This window comes from Ectobacillus panaciterrae DSM 19096 (genome assembly GCF_000430785.1).
Classification (GTDB): domain Bacteria; phylum Bacillota; class Bacilli; order Bacillales; family Bacillaceae_G; genus Ectobacillus; species Ectobacillus panaciterrae.
Genome location: NZ_AUMR01000031.1, coordinates 64,808 through 79,697, shown reverse-complemented (window position 1 = coordinate 79,697; position 14,890 = coordinate 64,808). Strand labels below are relative to the sequence as shown.

The window sequence follows — 14,890 nt, the reverse complement described above, 5'->3', positions numbered from 1 at the left end:
ATCTCTACCCGAAGGCAGGTTGTGCGTATCCCTATTCTTTGACCAAATAAGGAATCCGTCCTCACCTCGACAAAGTTAAAAAGGCTTTTTACATCCATGTCACCGAGCCTTGCCTCAGCCCTACTTAAACATGGACGACAGAGCAACGGTCTGGTGCGTCAACCGAAGGTGTCATGACCTCATTAACGTAGCTGGGATTTCTCCTAACTGAGTCTGGTGAACTTACCCCGAAGGGACGAAACTAGAGACTATGTGGCTTCTTTTCAGAAGCCACGATACCTTTAGGTTCGTGGTAGTTCACATCTGCTTCATTCTCGAACACTTTTTCACCTGTTCCCTCTTTTGAAACAACCAATTTTATATTTGTGGGCGTAAAACTACGATACCTTTAGGTTCGTGGTAGTTCACTATGCTATCCTTTTCCACCGTGTTCTCCTTTATCAGTTTCTCTTCTCCAGTCGCAGCTGTATTACAAGCTGTAAGCAAGAAAGAGAAGATTTTCTTCATGAATCATCACCCTCATTTTGAAGTCATATCTTTTACTTCTTCACACGTTCTTCCCAGCCCTGCTTCATTACAAGTAAAAAGAGAGCCTCAATGTTGAGACTCTCTCCGTTTATAACCTCGTTCTGCAGCATTCCTGATAACCACCGCTCCTCGCATGGGCACGCCCGCATTTTGGACATACAAGAAATCTGGAATTGTTAAAGCTTTCTTTGTCAAAAGCAAGTACCTCCTGCTTCCATGAACGAACATACATATAATATGCAAGAATTCCAATCATACTCACAAAAAGAAACAGAATGGCTAATAGCATTGCGTTCACCTCTTCTTTTAGTTTCATCCTTTAGGATTATGTATAACATTCGCTGTATAAATTCCAATTTCCTGCTTCTGATTACGTAAACCTCCTTACAATTTTTGTCATTTTACGATACGTGAAAATTAATAATTCTCCTCTCTTCTTTTTACTTGCCCTTAACAAAGTGACAAATTGTCCTATATTACAATGAAAATAACTACATAGAGGGAGAGATGAGACGTATGATTATACCTTTTTTATATTCGATTGTTATCGCTTTTTATTTATCGTTTCCTTTTTTCTTCACGGCTGCCAAACTTCCGCAAGCGCAAGTGCACGTGCATATATTGAGCGTGAATGATTTTCACGGGCGGCTCAATACGACGGCAACAATTCACGGCAAAGCGGCCGGACGTGCTGATTACCTTGCAGCTTATCTGAAACAGCGCGAGCGAACGAATCCGAATACGCTTCTTGTTCACTCTGGAGATATGGTCGGAGGAAGTCCGCCGGTTTCTGCATTGGCGCAAGATGAGCCAACCATAGATTTTTTAAATACAGTCGGATTTGATGTAGGTACTCTCGGAAACCATGAATTTGATAAAGGAATACAAGAAATGCTGCGGCTTTTATATGGCGGATATCATGAAAAAACGGGTTTCTTTGCCGGAACCTCTTTTCCGTACGTATGCGCCAACGCGGTGTATGCCGACACTCATGAATTGCTTTTGCCTCCCTATGTAATCAAACAAGTAGACGGCATTCCTATCGCGTTTATCGGAATCGTTACAACAGAAACACCACAGGTTACATTGCCGGAAAACGTAGCTTCTATACAGTTTCTCGATGAAGTTGAAACCATTAATCATTATACGAAGGAATTGAAAGCAAAAGGCATTCACGCTATCGTTGTGCTTGCACATAACCCTGGCAGCACCATCGGTCCGGTAACGATGGGAGACCTTGCCCGGTTTGCCAAGGAAACAGATGCTGACGTGGACGTTCTGATAGGAGGGCATAATCATTCCTATGTAAACGGTACAGTAAACGGCAAGCTTCTTGTGGAAGCTTATTCGTACGGTCTCGCTTTTGCCGATATTGATCTTGTTATAGACCGGAAAACGAGAGACATTGTAAAAAAGAGCGCGGAAATTGTGCCGACTTATCATGAAAACATAACGCCTGATCCAGCTATACAGCAAATGCTTACAAAATACGAAACAAAGACTGCTTCAATTACAGAAAAAAGAATTGGAACAGTAAATGATACATTTACAAGAGATCAAGACCGCAATGGGCAGTCCTCTCTTGGCACCTTACTCGCAGATGCGCAGCGAAAAGCGATGGCTACCTCTATTTCATTTGTAAATCCAGGCAGTATTCGGGCTGACTTACAGCAAGGAGAAGTGACATGGGGTGCTCTTTTTACGGTGCAGCCATTCGGCCATAAGCTCGTAAAAATGAACATGACCGGCAAAGAAATTCGCGACGTTTTGAATGAACAATGGCAGGACAACGATACGAATATGCTGCAAGTTTCCGGTATCAGCTATACATGGGAAAGCACACAGCCAAAGGGAAACCGTGTTGGAGCGATTCTCTTGGAAGATGGTTCTCCTGTTGAAGATGCTCGAGTATATTCCGTTACCATTAATGCGTTTCTTGCGGCCGGCGGCGACCACTTCTCCACATTTGTAAAGGGAACAGATCGAGTGGAAGAATCGAGCGACTTAGAAGCACTCGTCCAATATATCCCTCTATTAAGCGATCAAACTGTTTACCACGCAACGGACCGGATTCACAAAACAAGATGAATTCTTTGCATTCTTCTTGAAATTATATTACAGTACGCATTGTATACAGAGAAAGGATGAAACACAATGGAAAAGATAAAAGTATATTCCGATTTTGTTTGCCCGTTCTGCTTTTTAGGAAAAAAGCCGATTGAAGAAGCTCTTAAAGCCGACGAAGTGGAATGGATGCCGTTTGAGCTGCGTCCAGAGGGAGCGGAGCCTTTAGATCCAAATGCTCCTTATATTCAAAACGGCTGGAAATACGGCGTTCAGCCGATGGCAGAAAAACTTGGGATCTCCATGATTCTTCCCGATATCCATCCGCATCCAAGAACGACGCTCGCCCATGAAGGATATCAGTATGCGAAAGAGCATGGAAAAGGAAACGAATATGTACAGAATGTATTCGTCTCTTTCTGGCAAAAAGGATTAAATATTGGAGATATTGAAGTTTTAAGCAGCATTGCACAAGAGACGGGGCTGGAGAAAGAAGCGTTTGAAGAAGCGCTGCGCACCCGCAAATATAAGGAAGCGCATATAAAAGCATTGCAAGCAGCAAGCCATATTACTGCTGTTCCAACAATGGAAATGGGGTCTGCTGTACTGCAAGGCGTTCAGTCCGCAGAGCGCGTTCAATCCTTTATAAAACAACAATCTGTAACAGAAGGCAGCGCTTGTTCCATTGACGAATGCTAAAAAACTCCCATACAGGGAGTTTTTTTATTACAGAATGAGAAAGTATAAAATTCCGGGAATATGTAGTTCAGTCAATCTATTGTTATCCTTATATAGAAAAAGCCTCCTGTACAACCGGAGGCTTTTACGAACATTGAAAGTAATCGATAGTATTCAAATCAAATCCTGTATACACCCATCTGTAACGACTCGGGCTCCAGCGATATCCTGCAACGGAATCACGACCTACAAACACCGGATAAAACCAAAAGTGTCTGCCGTTTCGCAGCCATATATACGTATAACGATATAAGCAGCGTCTTATGCCGCCCGGGTCGACTGCATATAATCCAACTTGCGGCTTTTGCGGTGTATACGATGGCGGCGGTCCTTGAGGCGGTCCTTGTGAAGGTCCCTCTACTTGGCCTCCCGGCTGATACGGCGGATACCCTCCTACTTGACCCCCTGGCGGATACGGCAGATATCCTCCTACTTGACCCCCCGGCGGATACGGCGGATATCCTCCTACTTGGCCCCCCGGCGGATACGGCGGATACCCTCCCACTTGACCCCCCGGCGGATACGGCGGAAATGTCTGCCTGTAGTACCCGTAAGGATTATACATCATTTTCACTCCTTTGCTTTGGCACTCGTGCTGTCATTTCTATGTGTATGTGCCTGCAACTTGCCCCTTTCCTTCTTTTCCAAAATAAAAAAGGCTTCTATAAGCCTTTTTTATCCGAAGATCAGAAAGTATAAAATTGTTTGGGCATATCCGACTTTACCTGAACGAGCCGGATCCGCTTTTCTTGTCATTTCGTCAGCTGATGACGAAAAGCATATATAACGGCCTGTGTACGGTCGCTTACGCCCAGTTTGTTCAGGATGTTGCTTACATGTGTTTTGACTGTCTTTAACGCAATAAAAAGAGAATCCGCAATTTCTTGATTGGATTTCCCTTCTGCTATAAGGAGTAAAATTTCCAGCTCTCGTTCTGTTAAACCATCATGCAAATAATTTTCTTGCTTTTGACGCATTTTAGACATCATCTTTCCCGTTACCTTTGGCTCTAATACCGTCTCTCCCTCGTATGTAGCACGAACAGCGTCAGCAATATCGCTGGCTTTAGAGGTTTTCAACAAATAGCTCGCCGCCCCTGCTTCGATGACAGGGTACAGCTTTTCGTCATCTAAAAAGCTTGTTACGACTACTACCTTTGCTTCCGGCCATTCCTTTATGATGGCCTTTGTCGCTTCAATGCCGTCCACTTCATCCATAACTAAATCCATTAAAATAATATCGGGACGCAATAAAAGCGCAAGCTCGATTCCTTTTCGGCCGTTTTCGGCTTCTCCCACTACTTCTATATCAGATTGTGTAGATAAATATGCGCCTACTCCCATTCGCACCATTTCATGATCATCTACAAGCAATACTTTAATCATGCTGCTCCTCCTTCCTCTTTATAATCGGAACCTTTACTTCAAGCTGCGTTCCCTTGTTCGGAAAGCTGATGATTTTAAATGTCCCGCCTATTTCCTGCACGCGCTCTTGAATAGAAGAAAGTCCGTATGAGCCCGCTTTTCGCTGATTCACGTCAAATCCTACTCCATCATCTAATATTTTTAAAATGGCATATTGCTGAATGTTTCGCAGTCGAAGCTCCATGCGCTTTGCTTTTGCATGTCTGAGTGTATTGGAAAGGGCTTCTTGAATAATGCGAAACAGATGATCCTCAATACCTTTTTCAAGCTCAATCGGTTCAACGAGCCATTCTATTTTAATTTGCTGCTTTCGCGATAATTCGGTAAGCAGCTCTTCTATACCATCCACCAATCTTTTGCCCTCAAGCTGCACAGGCCGCAAATGAAGCAGCAGCGCGCGCATTTCCGATTGGGCATTAACAATCATTTGCTCTATGAGCTGCAGTTGCTTTTGCTTGGTCTCCGAGCGCTCATTAGCCTGCTCATTGACTGCAGATATCATCATTGACATCGCAAACAGCTGCTGGCTGACAGAATCATGCAGCTCCCGCGCCAGTCTATGGCGCTCTTGCGAAATCGCTTCCTGCCGCATCTCTTCGTTCCAATCTGCACGTTCATTTGTGAGCTTTTGAAACAATCCGGCCTGCTCTTCTAAACGCTTCCCTAAAGCAACAATCCGATTTCCGATTTCTCCGAGATCATCTTGCTCAGAGAAAGAAAGAGAGGAACGATAATTTCCTCTTTCAATATCTAATAAGGCAGCTGACAGCTTGTACATGCGGCGCTTCATATAATGTCCAATGGCATAGCCGATGGCAGCACCAAACGCACAGCTGCCGCCGATTACAAATAATACGACGGGAATGGACGCGACATTGCGTTCAATTAAAAAAACATATAGATCCTGCTCGCTTTGCCACGCATAAACAATAGTGGCAAATAACGAGATACCGAGACACGATAAGATAGAATAATTTAAATAAGTCCATGAAACACTTGCCTGTTTATTCATCAAGCATGCCTCACTTCCGTGTCACCGATGAGGAGCGAGGAAATAATTTTAATGCGTCTCGGGGCAGACGCATACGCCTCTGTCATGAGCAGCGTATTTTTGTTAAACCCTTTTTCTTCATGGCCAAGCATAGAAATATTGCCAGCCAGAACAGAATGGTTCAGAGATACTTCAATATCATAAGGAACATATAAACGAATATTGCCCACGATGCCATGAATGATAATCACGGTTTCTCCTTCAGGAATCATAGCCGTTGTCAAATCAATTTTAACATCTCCGAGCCCGTAGCGAATATTGATATCATGCAATTCATAAATACTGTCAGCTACGCGGTAATTTCCTACGAATAAATTCTTTAAAAAAGGCTGACATTGCACGATGCGCTTACCTTGATCGTTTTCTTGCAGCTCCGGACGCAATACGGACGGACGCTGACCGCTTGTAATCAATCCATATCCTATATAAATTAAAATGGTGACGAAAACAAGCTGAAAAGCCACAGAAGAAAAAATATTTGCAATCAAGGTAAATACACCTATAAGGAAAAATACGTTTCCTCTTACCTTTTTCCCTTTCTTCCGAAGATGATGGCCAAGCATGATAAGCACAACGGAAAAGACGAGGGCTACCGGTTCAAACCGGTGCAGCACAATGTCAATGAGCATTCCTATTGCAAATATAGTAGCTAGTATACCGATGATTTGTGTTTTCGAAAACGGCCGCTTCATTTTATGCCCTCCCTTCGTCGTGATTACGAAAAGCGGAGCCGGCTTAGGTGCAGAACTAGAGGTTCGCTGCCTTTAAAGGCGCTTTTTTCCTTTATACGGCAGTGGCTCTCTGGTGACAACACCTAACCGGCGGAGCTAGACATATCTCAAATTTTATAATTTCTGTTCAAAAGCAAACAAGTTATACTTTTTTGCTTTGAACAGAAGAAAAGGCATTGATATCAACACCTTTCCCTCTTCTACCAATATATCACAAGCAGTTATAAGAATGTACTTATTGATGTACAGATTCCTTTTCTTTTAATTGCTTTTCCAGCTTTGCAATTTTAAGATCGAATGTATCCCGTTCATAACCTTCATTAATGCGTTGCTCAATGTCTCGCATGTGCTCTTCGATTTCCTCAAAGCGCAAGAACGGATTTCCTTCTGAAATTTTATGCATCGTATCATTGATGCGGCGGTTTACATGCGCCACATTTTCGCGGGCCATCAGCTCCATGCGCTTTGCGTGCATTTCTTTGAGCTTGTTTTTCATTTCTGATAAACGATGCTGCAGCTCTTCTGTTTGCTCGATCGTTTTTGTGTACATTCCTTCTAAGCGGTTTGCTTGCCCTTCATAATATTCCGCTTCCTGCACCGCTCTTGCTTCAAGCGCTGCCTCTCCTGCTTGACCGGCTACCTCCGCTTGATGCTTGCGTTTTTTAGCCATATAACGCGCTTGCTCCAATTCGCGGAAAAAGTTCGTTTTCAGCATTTTATGACGTTCAATCAATTTTTCGATTTTCTGCGCCTCGCGCTCTCCATCGCGTAAGTATTGATTCAATAAAGCGATTGGGTTCTTTTTCTCCTGTTCATCCAATGCGTTGTGAATATCGGCTAACACTACATCTCTTACTCGTTGAAATAAAGATTTCTTCATCATTCTCATCCTTCCGTTTTAATATTGCTTCATCACTTTTTCCCATTCTTCATCGAAGCTGCTGAATGATTTATATTCTGTTTCCTTCTTGCTGCCGCATTTCCATTCACGGTATCCGTAGTACAGCAACACAAGTGCTCCAATGCCGATGATAGCAGGGAAGTTGCCGAACACAACGGATAAACCGATTAATCCGAGGATACCCCAGCCGAACTTTCCAAGAAGCGATTTTGCTTTTAGCATGGATCTAAAGCTCCAGTATACTAAAGCTGCGCCGATCGCAAAGCCAATCAAGTGGCCTAAGCTTGCAAGAGCAATAATACCAAGCACCCCTGCAGCCATAACTGTTAAAAACTTTTTCATCGTTTGTTGCCTCCCTTCGATTTGATACTTCTATCCTACCTAAAAACGAAATGCTTCATAACGAACTTAAGGTGTGTTTTCATATCAGACTTTAGACCTACTCATACTCAGGCTGCACAGGCCGCAAAATAGTTACTTCTCGCCCCCATGCGTTGTAACTTAGAAAAGAACATAGAAAATGAGATGAATAATATGTAAAAGCTTTCTATATGAAAGCTTTTTTAGTTGAGCTTATACACGAAGGCTTTCATGTGATATTATGGTAAAAAACACCATACAAATTATAATTCGAATTCGGAATGTGACAAGATAGGAACGAGCAACTTAATATAAGGAAATGGAAAGGAAGAAGACTGCATATGAAATCCAAAACCGGTATTATTCTCATATCAATAGCTGTTATTCTTCTTGTGATTATCGGTTCCTTTTTCTCGATGTACAATGGCTTTGTTTCTGCCGAAGAGAATGTAAAGTCTAAATGGTCGCAGGTAGAAAATCAGCTGCAGCGGCGGTCTGATTTAATCCCAAACCTAGTTGAAACCGTAAAGGGATACGCAAAGCAGGAAAAAGATGTACTTACGCAAATTTCTGACGCGCGCGCTAAGCTCGCGGGCAGCAATAAACCGTCTGAGCAAGCAGCTGCCAACGATCAACTAACAAGCGCATTAAACCGTTTGCTTGTTGTAGTAGAGCGTTATCCTGATTTGAAATCAAATGAAAATTTTAAACAGCTAATGTATGAACTATCCGGAACAGAAAACCGCATTGCTGTTGCACGCAAAGACTATAACGACGAAGTCGCGACGTATAACAAAAAGATAAAACGTTTTCCAGGCGTTATCGCAGCCCGTCTAGGCGGATTTACAGAAAAAGAATACTTTAAAGCAGATCCAAATGCACAAAAGAATGTAAAGGTTGACTTTGGAAGTGGTCAATGATGCAGCAGAAAACACTTCGTTTTCTTTCTCTTCTCTTGCTGATTTCATTAAGTTTGATGTGCTTTATCCAATTCGCCTATGCATTTGACAAGACCAGCATCCCCAAACCAGTCGGCGATATATATGTACAGGACCCTGATCATTTCTTATCTGCGGAAACGAAACAGCAAATCATTTCGGAAGCAAAGCAGCTTCATGAAAAAAACGGCGCTCAAGTTGCTATGCTATTTGTAAAATCGCTGAAAGGAAATGATATACGTGAATATTCCCTTGAGGCATTTCGCAGCTATGGGCTTGGAAGCAAGGAAAAGAATAACGGCGTGCTGTTTGTGGTTGCCGTAAATGACAGAAAAGCACGCATTGAAGTGGGGTACGGATTAGAAGGGGCTATTCCTGATGCAAAAGCAGGCAATATTTTAGAAACATATGCATTTCCTGCATTAAAGACGCAGAATTACGATAGAGCTGCTCTTGATACATTCAGATCGCTTGCAAGCATTGTACGGGCGGAAGGAGGCTCCGCTCCGCCCAAGCAGCAGTCCAGCTCTCTTTCGGAAGCTTTTATATTGCTCTTGTTCATTTTGGGCGGCATGACAATATTGATTCTAATCCTCATGCAAATTCAAAAAAAGCGGCGCCCAAAAGACCCGCGCAACCCCCATTACGATAATTACAATCCCTTTCCGCCGTCCGACGGAATTCCCCCTGTCATTTGGTACGGCGATTCTGACAACCATCGCCGCTTTGACGATTCAGGCGGCGGCTTTGACAGCGGCGGCGGAGGCTCCTCAGGAGGAGGAGGCGCCGACGGGGATTGGTAACACGAAAAGCAGAGCCGGCTTGTTCAGGTGCAGAACCAGAGGTTCTCCGCCCTCAAAGGCGTTCTTTTGCCTTTGTGTGGCGGAGGTTCTCTGGTGGCAGCACCTAGCCGGCGGAGCTAGACATCACGAAAAGCGGAGCCGGCTTGTTCAGGTGCTGGACATCACGAAAAGCGGAGCCTTCTGCAGAACCAAAAAACGTATTGCTTGCACACAAAAAGACCTCACGCGAAGGCGTGAGGTCCTCTCATTATTAAGATGCTTGTTTTACTTCATTTAAATATTCTTCACCCTTTGCTTGGTCGTATTGTCCTTCCCATTTGGACATAACAACCGCAGCCAAAGAGTTTCCGACTACGTTTACAGCCGTACGAGCCATATCAAGGATACGGTCGATACCCGCGATGAACGCCAGTCCTTCCGGAGGAATACCTACAGAACCAAGCGTTGCCAATAATACAACGAAGGACACGCCCGGTACGCCGGCAATCCCTTTAGAAGTAAGCATCAATACGAGCATAAGTGTGATTTGCTGGGAAATCGACAAATGGATACCGTACATTTGCGCTAAGAAAATAGCCGCAATTGCTTGATACAGTGTTGAGCCGTCCAGGTTAAAGGAATAACCTGTCGGAATAACGAAGGACGCGATGGCTTTCGGACATCCGAACTTCTCCATCTTCTCCATGATTTTTGGTAAAACCGCCTCTGAGCTTGCTGTAGAGTAAGCAAGGATCAGTTCGTCTTTTAACACTCTCATAAATTGAAAAATATTAATTCCTGCTATTTTCGCTACGATGCCTAGTACTACGACAACGAAGAAGATCATAGCACCGTATACTACTACTACTAGTTTTCCTAGAGGGATAAGCGATCCAACACCAAACTTAGAAACCGTTACGCCAATAAGTGCAAATACGCCGAACGGAGCGAACTTCATCACTTGGTTTGTTACATAAAACATCGCGTCTGCAACGCCTTGGAAGAAACGAAGAACAGGCTTTCCTTTTTCGCCGATTGCCGCTACGCCAAGTCCAAATAAAACAGAGAAGAAAATGATGGCAAGCATATCGCCTTTTGCCAATGAATCAATAATATTTGTCGGTACAATATTTACAAAAGTATCAGCTATAGAATGACCCTTTACTTGTTCAGTTGCGCCTACATATACAGAAATATCTGTCTTTTTCAAATGACTCATATTCACGCCAGATCCAGGCTGAGTTACATTTGCAATCAGCAGTCCTACAGCAATTGCAATCGTGGTAATGATTTCAAAGTACAAAATGGTTTTGCCGCCGAGTTTTCCTAGTTTCTTGATGTCGCCTACACCGGCAACGCCTACTACGATACTGGATACAACGATCGGAACAACAATCATTTTAATCAGACGAATGAAAATATCGCCAATCGGCTTTAAGTAAGTAACAACGGACGCTTCTCCGTAAAATACAGCGCCGACAGCAATACCTACAACGAGACCGATTAGAATTTGCCAAGCTAATCCCAATTTTTTCATAGTGAACCCCCTCTTGATGTGTTAAACTGCTATTTTCCCATAATAGTAGAAATATTTCTACTATTGCGATATATTGTGAGATTATTCAATCTCTTACCCCTCAAAAAATATCATAACGGAAAACTTACAATCTGACAATATCATAAATATTATATTAATAAAAATTTATTACCTCGACAAATAAAAACAAGAGGTGCATCACCCCTTGTTTTTATTGCCGATCACTGTCGTTCCAACACGAATTTTGAAAGTACTATTGCTATTTCCATTTACATTATTTACTATTACAGGTCTTGCCGGCTCCGTTTTTTCCTATAATCCCTATCCGGTCTCCTCTATACACTTTTGTATGCGGCAGCTTAAACAGCACTTTCTCGCCGATCTGCGCCTGCAAATCATAAACTTCTATTAATAACATTAAAAAAACCTCCCTGATACGTCCCAGAGAGGATAGCTTCCCAATAAAGTCATACGCAAATAAGCATACTGCACGTACGGCATGAACTTTATAAGCATGAACATCCCCAAAAAAGGGCAGACCTATCCTGTCCGGAACAAAATGAATGTATATTCGTTTTGATCGAGAATAGGTTAATTGTCCATCGCTCCAAAGTTCATCCCTTTCCTAATTTATACATTTATCATATGCAATCATATGAAATAGGTCAAATTCATTTTCTTTTTATTATAAATATATTATACTTATAAAAACATCACTTTTTGAAATCCCCTCCTTCACCCTTACACCCCTTGTTTTTCCTATCCATTTTATTAAATCCCATGGAAATACTAAGATAATATTAAATTCTCGTTACACTTTGTTAAAATAATAGATTCTCCTTTCTGTATATGGTATATAAGTTACGGTAGGGAAAGGAGTTACATATTCATGACTAAGAAAATAACAATTATGAATCTAGTTGCTGCAGGGGCGCTTCTGGCTTCTCCTGCGTTTACTTATGCAGAAAGCAATCAAAACAAACTTAACAACATTGAATCCGAACTAAATGGCAAACAGCAGGAGCTGCAAGGAAAAAAGCAGGAAAAAACGCAAATCGAACAGGACGTTCAATCATTGCAGAAAAAGCTGGACGAATTAAATGCCTCAATCACGAATAACGAAAAGGATTTAAACGCAACGCAAGAAGAAATTCGCAAAACCGAAGAAGAAATTCAAAAGAAGAAAGATCATATCGCTTATTTGCAAGCGCAAATAGAAAAGCGGCAGGAAGTAATTAAACAGCGTTTGCAAACTGTCCAAGAACAACCTCGCACAAACTTAATTACAGACGTTCTCGTAAACGCAGAAAACATTGCGGAACTGCTTGAAAACTTATACTCAGTCAACCTTATCTTAAACTCCGATAATGACATTTTAAAAGAACAAGCTAGAGACCAAAAGGCTGTAGAGGAAGAAAAAGCAGCAGTAGAAGCAAAAGAAACTGATTTAAAGAAATATGAAGAAACATTGAACAAAAAGAAGCAGGAGCTTGAGGCAAATAAACAGGAAGAACAAAAGGTTTTACAACAATTAAACGCTAAGCTCTCACAAACAGACTCTGAAATTGAAAGCGCGGAAGAAGCAAAATCGATTTTAGAAGCGCAAAGACAAGCTGTGCAGCAGAATATCGCAGCGGAAGAGCGTGCAAAAGCTGAAGCTGCAAAGCAAGCTGAAGCGGAAAAAGCAGCAGCGGCATCTAAGCCGTCTGGAAATACATCTTCCGGTTCCTCTAACAGCATGAGCACTCCGCCGGCAGCGAATACGAGCGGCTTTATTAAACCTGCAAACGGACATTTTTCTTCTGGATTCGGACCTCGCGAAGGCCGCATGCATTATGGTCAGGACATTGCCGCAAGCGGAAATGTTCCTATTGTAGCGGCTGCAAGCGGAGTCGTCATTCGTTCTTACTTATCCAGCAGCTACGGAAATGTTGTATTCATTTCTCATCTCATAAATGGAAAAACATATACAACGGTCTATGCGCATATGCAAAACAGACTGGTTTCAGAGGGACAAACAGTACAACAAGGCCAGCAGCTCGGTCTAATGGGCAATACAGGCCAATCAGAAGGTCAGCATTTGCACTTTGAAATTCATATAGGCGAGTGGAACGCGGCTAAAAGCAATGCCGTTGACCCGCTTCCGTATATACAATAAAAGCAAACCCTCTGCCCAAAAGCAGAGGGTTTCTTATATAACTACCAATACATTCAAAAAACAATACTCACATCGGCATAATATATTTAAGCAGGAAAACCATACGTCAAACTATATACAAGTGAATAAAAAAACCGTTTATAGTGGGGAGAGATCATCCGGCGACGTGCAGAAGCGGTCAACCCTTTGCAGTGGTTCATGCAAGGGTAAACCAGAGAGAAGAAGCATGCAATCCTCCCTTTTGGTTGCACATAGCACATGGACATGTCGAATTTATCATTCACTCATATATGGAAACGAATTCCATCATACTATGAAAATGAAAAAAGTGCTATTTTCTAATAGCACTTTTCACACCAAACTATTTAAAAATTCGATTCTTTTTTTGACGGATGTCCGGTACTCGTCCTGCAGAATCTGCTGCAGCAATTTATGGCGGGCCGCTTTATCATAATTCAGCCTTTTGATTTGCACGCGGCACTCGTTCAAAAACTCCAGATACTCTTCATACGTTTCATCATACACGTTCTTTAGCTCATTGCGTATCTGCTTGGCGAGCTTCGGGCTTGCGCCTCCAGTCGATACGGCAATGAGCAGCTTACCCTGCTTCAAAGCTGCCGGAAAATGACAATTGCCTCGCGTCGGATCGCTGATGACGTTCACCAATTGATTTTCCCCCGCTTCTTCCTCGATGCGCTCATTGATTTCCTTGTTGTCGGTAGCTGCAATGATGAGAAACGCATCTTCGACATCCGCTCGCTCATATTCTTTTTGCACCCATTTTACTTGCCTGGATGTAACAAGCTCCTGAATCTTTCTGTCAATCTCCGGACTGATGACAGTCACATCGGCACCCGCTTCAAGGAGAGGCCCGATTTTGAAATATGCAATTTTTCCGCCGCCTGCGATAGCGGCTTTCTTACCTTCGATACGCAGCGTAATCGGATACATACACTTCCCCCTTTATAGCTTCTGCCGCTCTTTCGGCCAGAACGTTCTGCAAGTTTGGATGATATCCGAGATAGGAGCATAAAATCAGTTCTTCGCGCCCGAAACGCCGGATAGTTCGCTCCATCCCTTTCATGAGTATACCTGTAAACAACAAATAAGGTACGACGAACACTTGCTTATATCCGTATGTCAGGGACTTCGCAAGGCCCTCTTCGAAATTCGGGTCCACGGCCGCCAAAAAGCAAATGTCGACTTTTTGAAAAGGATAAAAAGCCTGCAGCAAGTCCGCAATTTGCCGCATATCCCTTTTCACATCCGGATCGCTGCTGCCTCTTCCAACAAGCAGCACCATCGCGTCCTCTCCGATTCGTTCCTGTTTGATTCTCTCCAGCAAAATCGGAATGATTTGCTCATGCACGCCAAGCGGCTGGCCGTACGTAACAGCAATATGCGGATATTCGCGCTGCACAGCTTGCAGTTCCTGCGGAATATCCTCTTTTGCATGCACAGCCGTCAGCAATAAAACAGGCACTACCGCAATATGCGTCGCACCTTTCTCCACACACGCGGCAAACCCTTCTGCAATGGACGGCTCCGCCAATTCCAGAAAGCATACCTCTTGAATCGGCGCATCAACCTTTTCCATGCACTGTGTAACAAAGAAGCGTGCTTGCTCGCACGCTTCCTTCACTCTGCTTCCATGACAAACATACAATACTGCCTGCAT

The 14,890-nt window shown here is 43.1% G+C and carries 17 protein-coding genes; 5 read left to right on the top strand and 12 right to left on the bottom strand.

The features are described 5' to 3' along the window. Positions 1-357: 357 nt before the first annotated feature. Both H540_RS33095 and H540_RS35515 read right to left on the bottom strand, forming a co-directional pair. The gene (locus tag H540_RS33095; RefSeq protein WP_155890991.1) at positions 358-507 is read right to left on the bottom strand and encodes a hypothetical protein; all 150 of its coding nucleotides are present in this window, start codon (positions 505-507) and stop codon (positions 358-360) included. An 87-nt stretch (positions 508-594) separates the two neighbouring features. Next, positions 595-723: a hypothetical protein gene (locus tag H540_RS35515; RefSeq protein ID WP_425388093.1), complete on the bottom strand. Its 129-nt coding sequence runs from the start codon at positions 721-723 to the stop codon at positions 595-597. A 312-nt stretch (positions 724-1,035) separates the two neighbouring features. Between H540_RS35515 and H540_RS29350 the strand changes: the two genes are divergently transcribed. Together H540_RS29350 and H540_RS0109350 are read left to right on the top strand one after the other, a co-directional pair. Next, a complete protein-coding gene (locus tag H540_RS29350; protein ID WP_051317046.1) occupies positions 1,036-2,616 on the top strand; it encodes a bifunctional metallophosphatase/5'-nucleotidase in 1,581 nt (526 codons plus the stop codon). A 66-nt stretch (positions 2,617-2,682) separates the two neighbouring features. After that, positions 2,683-3,291 carry a DsbA family oxidoreductase gene (locus H540_RS0109350; protein ID WP_028400413.1) on the top strand — a complete coding sequence of 203 codons (609 nt, stop codon included), beginning with the start codon at positions 2,683-2,685 and terminating at the stop codon, positions 3,289-3,291. Positions 3,292-3,415: 124 nt separating this feature from the next. Here the strand turns inward: H540_RS0109350 and H540_RS0109345 are convergent, their stop codons facing one another. From H540_RS0109345 to H540_RS0109320, 6 genes are all read right to left on the bottom strand, one after another. Beyond that, positions 3,416-3,898, bottom strand: a complete 483-nt coding sequence (locus H540_RS0109345) for a hypothetical protein (RefSeq protein ID WP_034670672.1) — start codon at positions 3,896-3,898, stop codon at positions 3,416-3,418. A gap of 184 nt (positions 3,899-4,082) precedes the next feature. Next, complete coding sequence (locus H540_RS0109340; protein WP_028400411.1) at positions 4,083-4,715, bottom strand: response regulator; 633 nt, start codon at positions 4,713-4,715, stop codon at positions 4,083-4,085. Beyond that, positions 4,708-5,766, bottom strand: a complete 1,059-nt coding sequence (locus tag H540_RS0109335; protein WP_028400410.1) for a sensor histidine kinase — start codon at positions 5,764-5,766, stop codon at positions 4,708-4,710. Before H540_RS0109335 ends, H540_RS0109340 begins: the two co-directional genes overlap by 8 nt. After that, positions 5,766-6,497 carry a cell wall-active antibiotics response protein LiaF gene (gene liaF / locus H540_RS0109330; RefSeq protein ID WP_028400409.1) on the bottom strand — a complete coding sequence of 244 codons (732 nt, stop codon included), beginning with the start codon at positions 6,495-6,497 and terminating at the stop codon, positions 5,766-5,768. The genes H540_RS0109335 and liaF overlap by 1 nt, the downstream gene beginning before the upstream one ends. 274 nt (positions 6,498-6,771) lie before the next feature. Further along, on the bottom strand, positions 6,772-7,416 hold the full coding sequence (locus H540_RS0109325) for a PspA/IM30 family protein (RefSeq protein ID WP_028400408.1): 645 nt from the start codon (positions 7,414-7,416) through the stop codon (positions 6,772-6,774). 18 nt (positions 7,417-7,434) lie between these two features. Continuing rightward, positions 7,435-7,779 (bottom strand): lmo0954 family membrane protein, encoded by a 345-nt coding sequence (locus tag H540_RS0109320; RefSeq protein WP_028400407.1) that lies wholly within the window; start codon positions 7,777-7,779, stop codon positions 7,435-7,437. 359 nt (positions 7,780-8,138) lie between these two features. Here H540_RS0109320 and H540_RS0109315 point away from each other — a divergent pair, with 359 nt between their 5' ends. Next, positions 8,139-8,717 carry a LemA family protein gene (locus H540_RS0109315; protein WP_028400406.1) on the top strand — a complete coding sequence of 193 codons (579 nt, stop codon included), beginning with the start codon at positions 8,139-8,141 and terminating at the stop codon, positions 8,715-8,717. Continuing rightward, on the top strand, positions 8,714-9,538 hold the full coding sequence (locus H540_RS31355) for a TPM domain-containing protein (protein WP_051317045.1): 825 nt from the start codon (positions 8,714-8,716) through the stop codon (positions 9,536-9,538). Before H540_RS0109315 ends, H540_RS31355 begins: the two co-directional genes overlap by 4 nt. Positions 9,539-9,788: 250 nt before the next feature. On the opposite strand, the gene H540_RS0109305 is transcribed toward H540_RS31355, so the two are convergent. Further along, positions 9,789-11,054 carry a cation:dicarboxylate symporter family transporter gene (locus H540_RS0109305; RefSeq protein ID WP_028400405.1) on the bottom strand — a complete coding sequence of 422 codons (1,266 nt, stop codon included), beginning with the start codon at positions 11,052-11,054 and terminating at the stop codon, positions 9,789-9,791. 274 nt (positions 11,055-11,328) lie between these two features. Next, complete coding sequence (locus H540_RS33090) at positions 11,329-11,472, bottom strand: hypothetical protein (RefSeq protein WP_155890990.1); 144 nt, start codon at positions 11,470-11,472, stop codon at positions 11,329-11,331. A gap of 471 nt (positions 11,473-11,943) precedes the next feature. Between H540_RS33090 and H540_RS0109295 the strand changes: the two genes are divergently transcribed. Further along, on the top strand, positions 11,944-13,212 hold the full coding sequence (locus tag H540_RS0109295; protein WP_028400404.1) for a murein hydrolase activator EnvC family protein: 1,269 nt from the start codon (positions 11,944-11,946) through the stop codon (positions 13,210-13,212). A gap of 351 nt (positions 13,213-13,563) precedes the next feature. On the opposite strand, the gene H540_RS0109290 is transcribed toward H540_RS0109295, so the two are convergent. Beyond that, positions 13,564-14,163 carry an NAD(P)-binding protein gene (locus tag H540_RS0109290; RefSeq protein ID WP_028400403.1) on the bottom strand — a complete coding sequence of 200 codons (600 nt, stop codon included), beginning with the start codon at positions 14,161-14,163 and terminating at the stop codon, positions 13,564-13,566. Further along, a complete protein-coding gene (locus H540_RS0109285; RefSeq protein ID WP_028400402.1) occupies positions 14,132-14,890 on the bottom strand; it encodes a sirohydrochlorin chelatase in 759 nt (252 codons plus the stop codon). The genes H540_RS0109290 and H540_RS0109285 overlap by 32 nt, the downstream gene beginning before the upstream one ends.

Coding starts and splice junctions, on each gene's coding strand:
- H540_RS33095 (WP_155890991.1), bottom strand. CDS start 507: ATGAAGAAAATCTTCTCTTTCTTGCTTACAGCTTGTAATACAGCTGCG.
- H540_RS29350 (WP_051317046.1), top strand. CDS start 1,036: ATGAGACGTATGATTATACCTTTTTTATATTCGATTGTTATCGCTTTT.
- H540_RS0109350 (WP_028400413.1), top strand. CDS start 2,683: ATGGAAAAGATAAAAGTATATTCCGATTTTGTTTGCCCGTTCTGCTTT.
- H540_RS0109345 (WP_034670672.1), bottom strand. CDS start 3,898: ATGATGTATAATCCTTACGGGTACTACAGGCAGACATTTCCGCCGTAT.
- H540_RS0109340 (WP_028400411.1), bottom strand. CDS start 4,715: ATGATTAAAGTATTGCTTGTAGATGATCATGAAATGGTGCGAATGGGA.
- H540_RS0109335 (WP_028400410.1), bottom strand. CDS start 5,766: ATGAATAAACAGGCAAGTGTTTCATGGACTTATTTAAATTATTCTATC.
- liaF (WP_028400409.1), bottom strand. CDS start 6,497: ATGAAGCGGCCGTTTTCGAAAACACAAATCATCGGTATACTAGCTACT.
- H540_RS0109325 (WP_028400408.1), bottom strand. CDS start 7,416: ATGAAGAAATCTTTATTTCAACGAGTAAGAGATGTAGTGTTAGCCGAT.
- H540_RS0109320 (WP_028400407.1), bottom strand. CDS start 7,779: ATGAAAAAGTTTTTAACAGTTATGGCTGCAGGGGTGCTTGGTATTATT.
- H540_RS0109315 (WP_028400406.1), top strand. CDS start 8,139: ATGAAATCCAAAACCGGTATTATTCTCATATCAATAGCTGTTATTCTT.
- H540_RS31355 (WP_051317045.1), top strand. CDS start 8,714: ATGATGCAGCAGAAAACACTTCGTTTTCTTTCTCTTCTCTTGCTGATT.
- H540_RS0109305 (WP_028400405.1), bottom strand. CDS start 11,054: ATGAAAAAATTGGGATTAGCTTGGCAAATTCTAATCGGTCTCGTTGTA.
- H540_RS33090 (WP_155890990.1), bottom strand. CDS start 11,472: ATGTTATTAATAGAAGTTTATGATTTGCAGGCGCAGATCGGCGAGAAA.
- H540_RS0109295 (WP_028400404.1), top strand. CDS start 11,944: ATGACTAAGAAAATAACAATTATGAATCTAGTTGCTGCAGGGGCGCTT.
- H540_RS0109290 (WP_028400403.1), bottom strand. CDS start 14,163: ATGTATCCGATTACGCTGCGTATCGAAGGTAAGAAAGCCGCTATCGCA.
- H540_RS0109285 (WP_028400402.1), bottom strand. CDS start 14,890: ATGCAGGCAGTATTGTATGTTTGTCATGGAAGCAGAGTGAAGGAAGCG.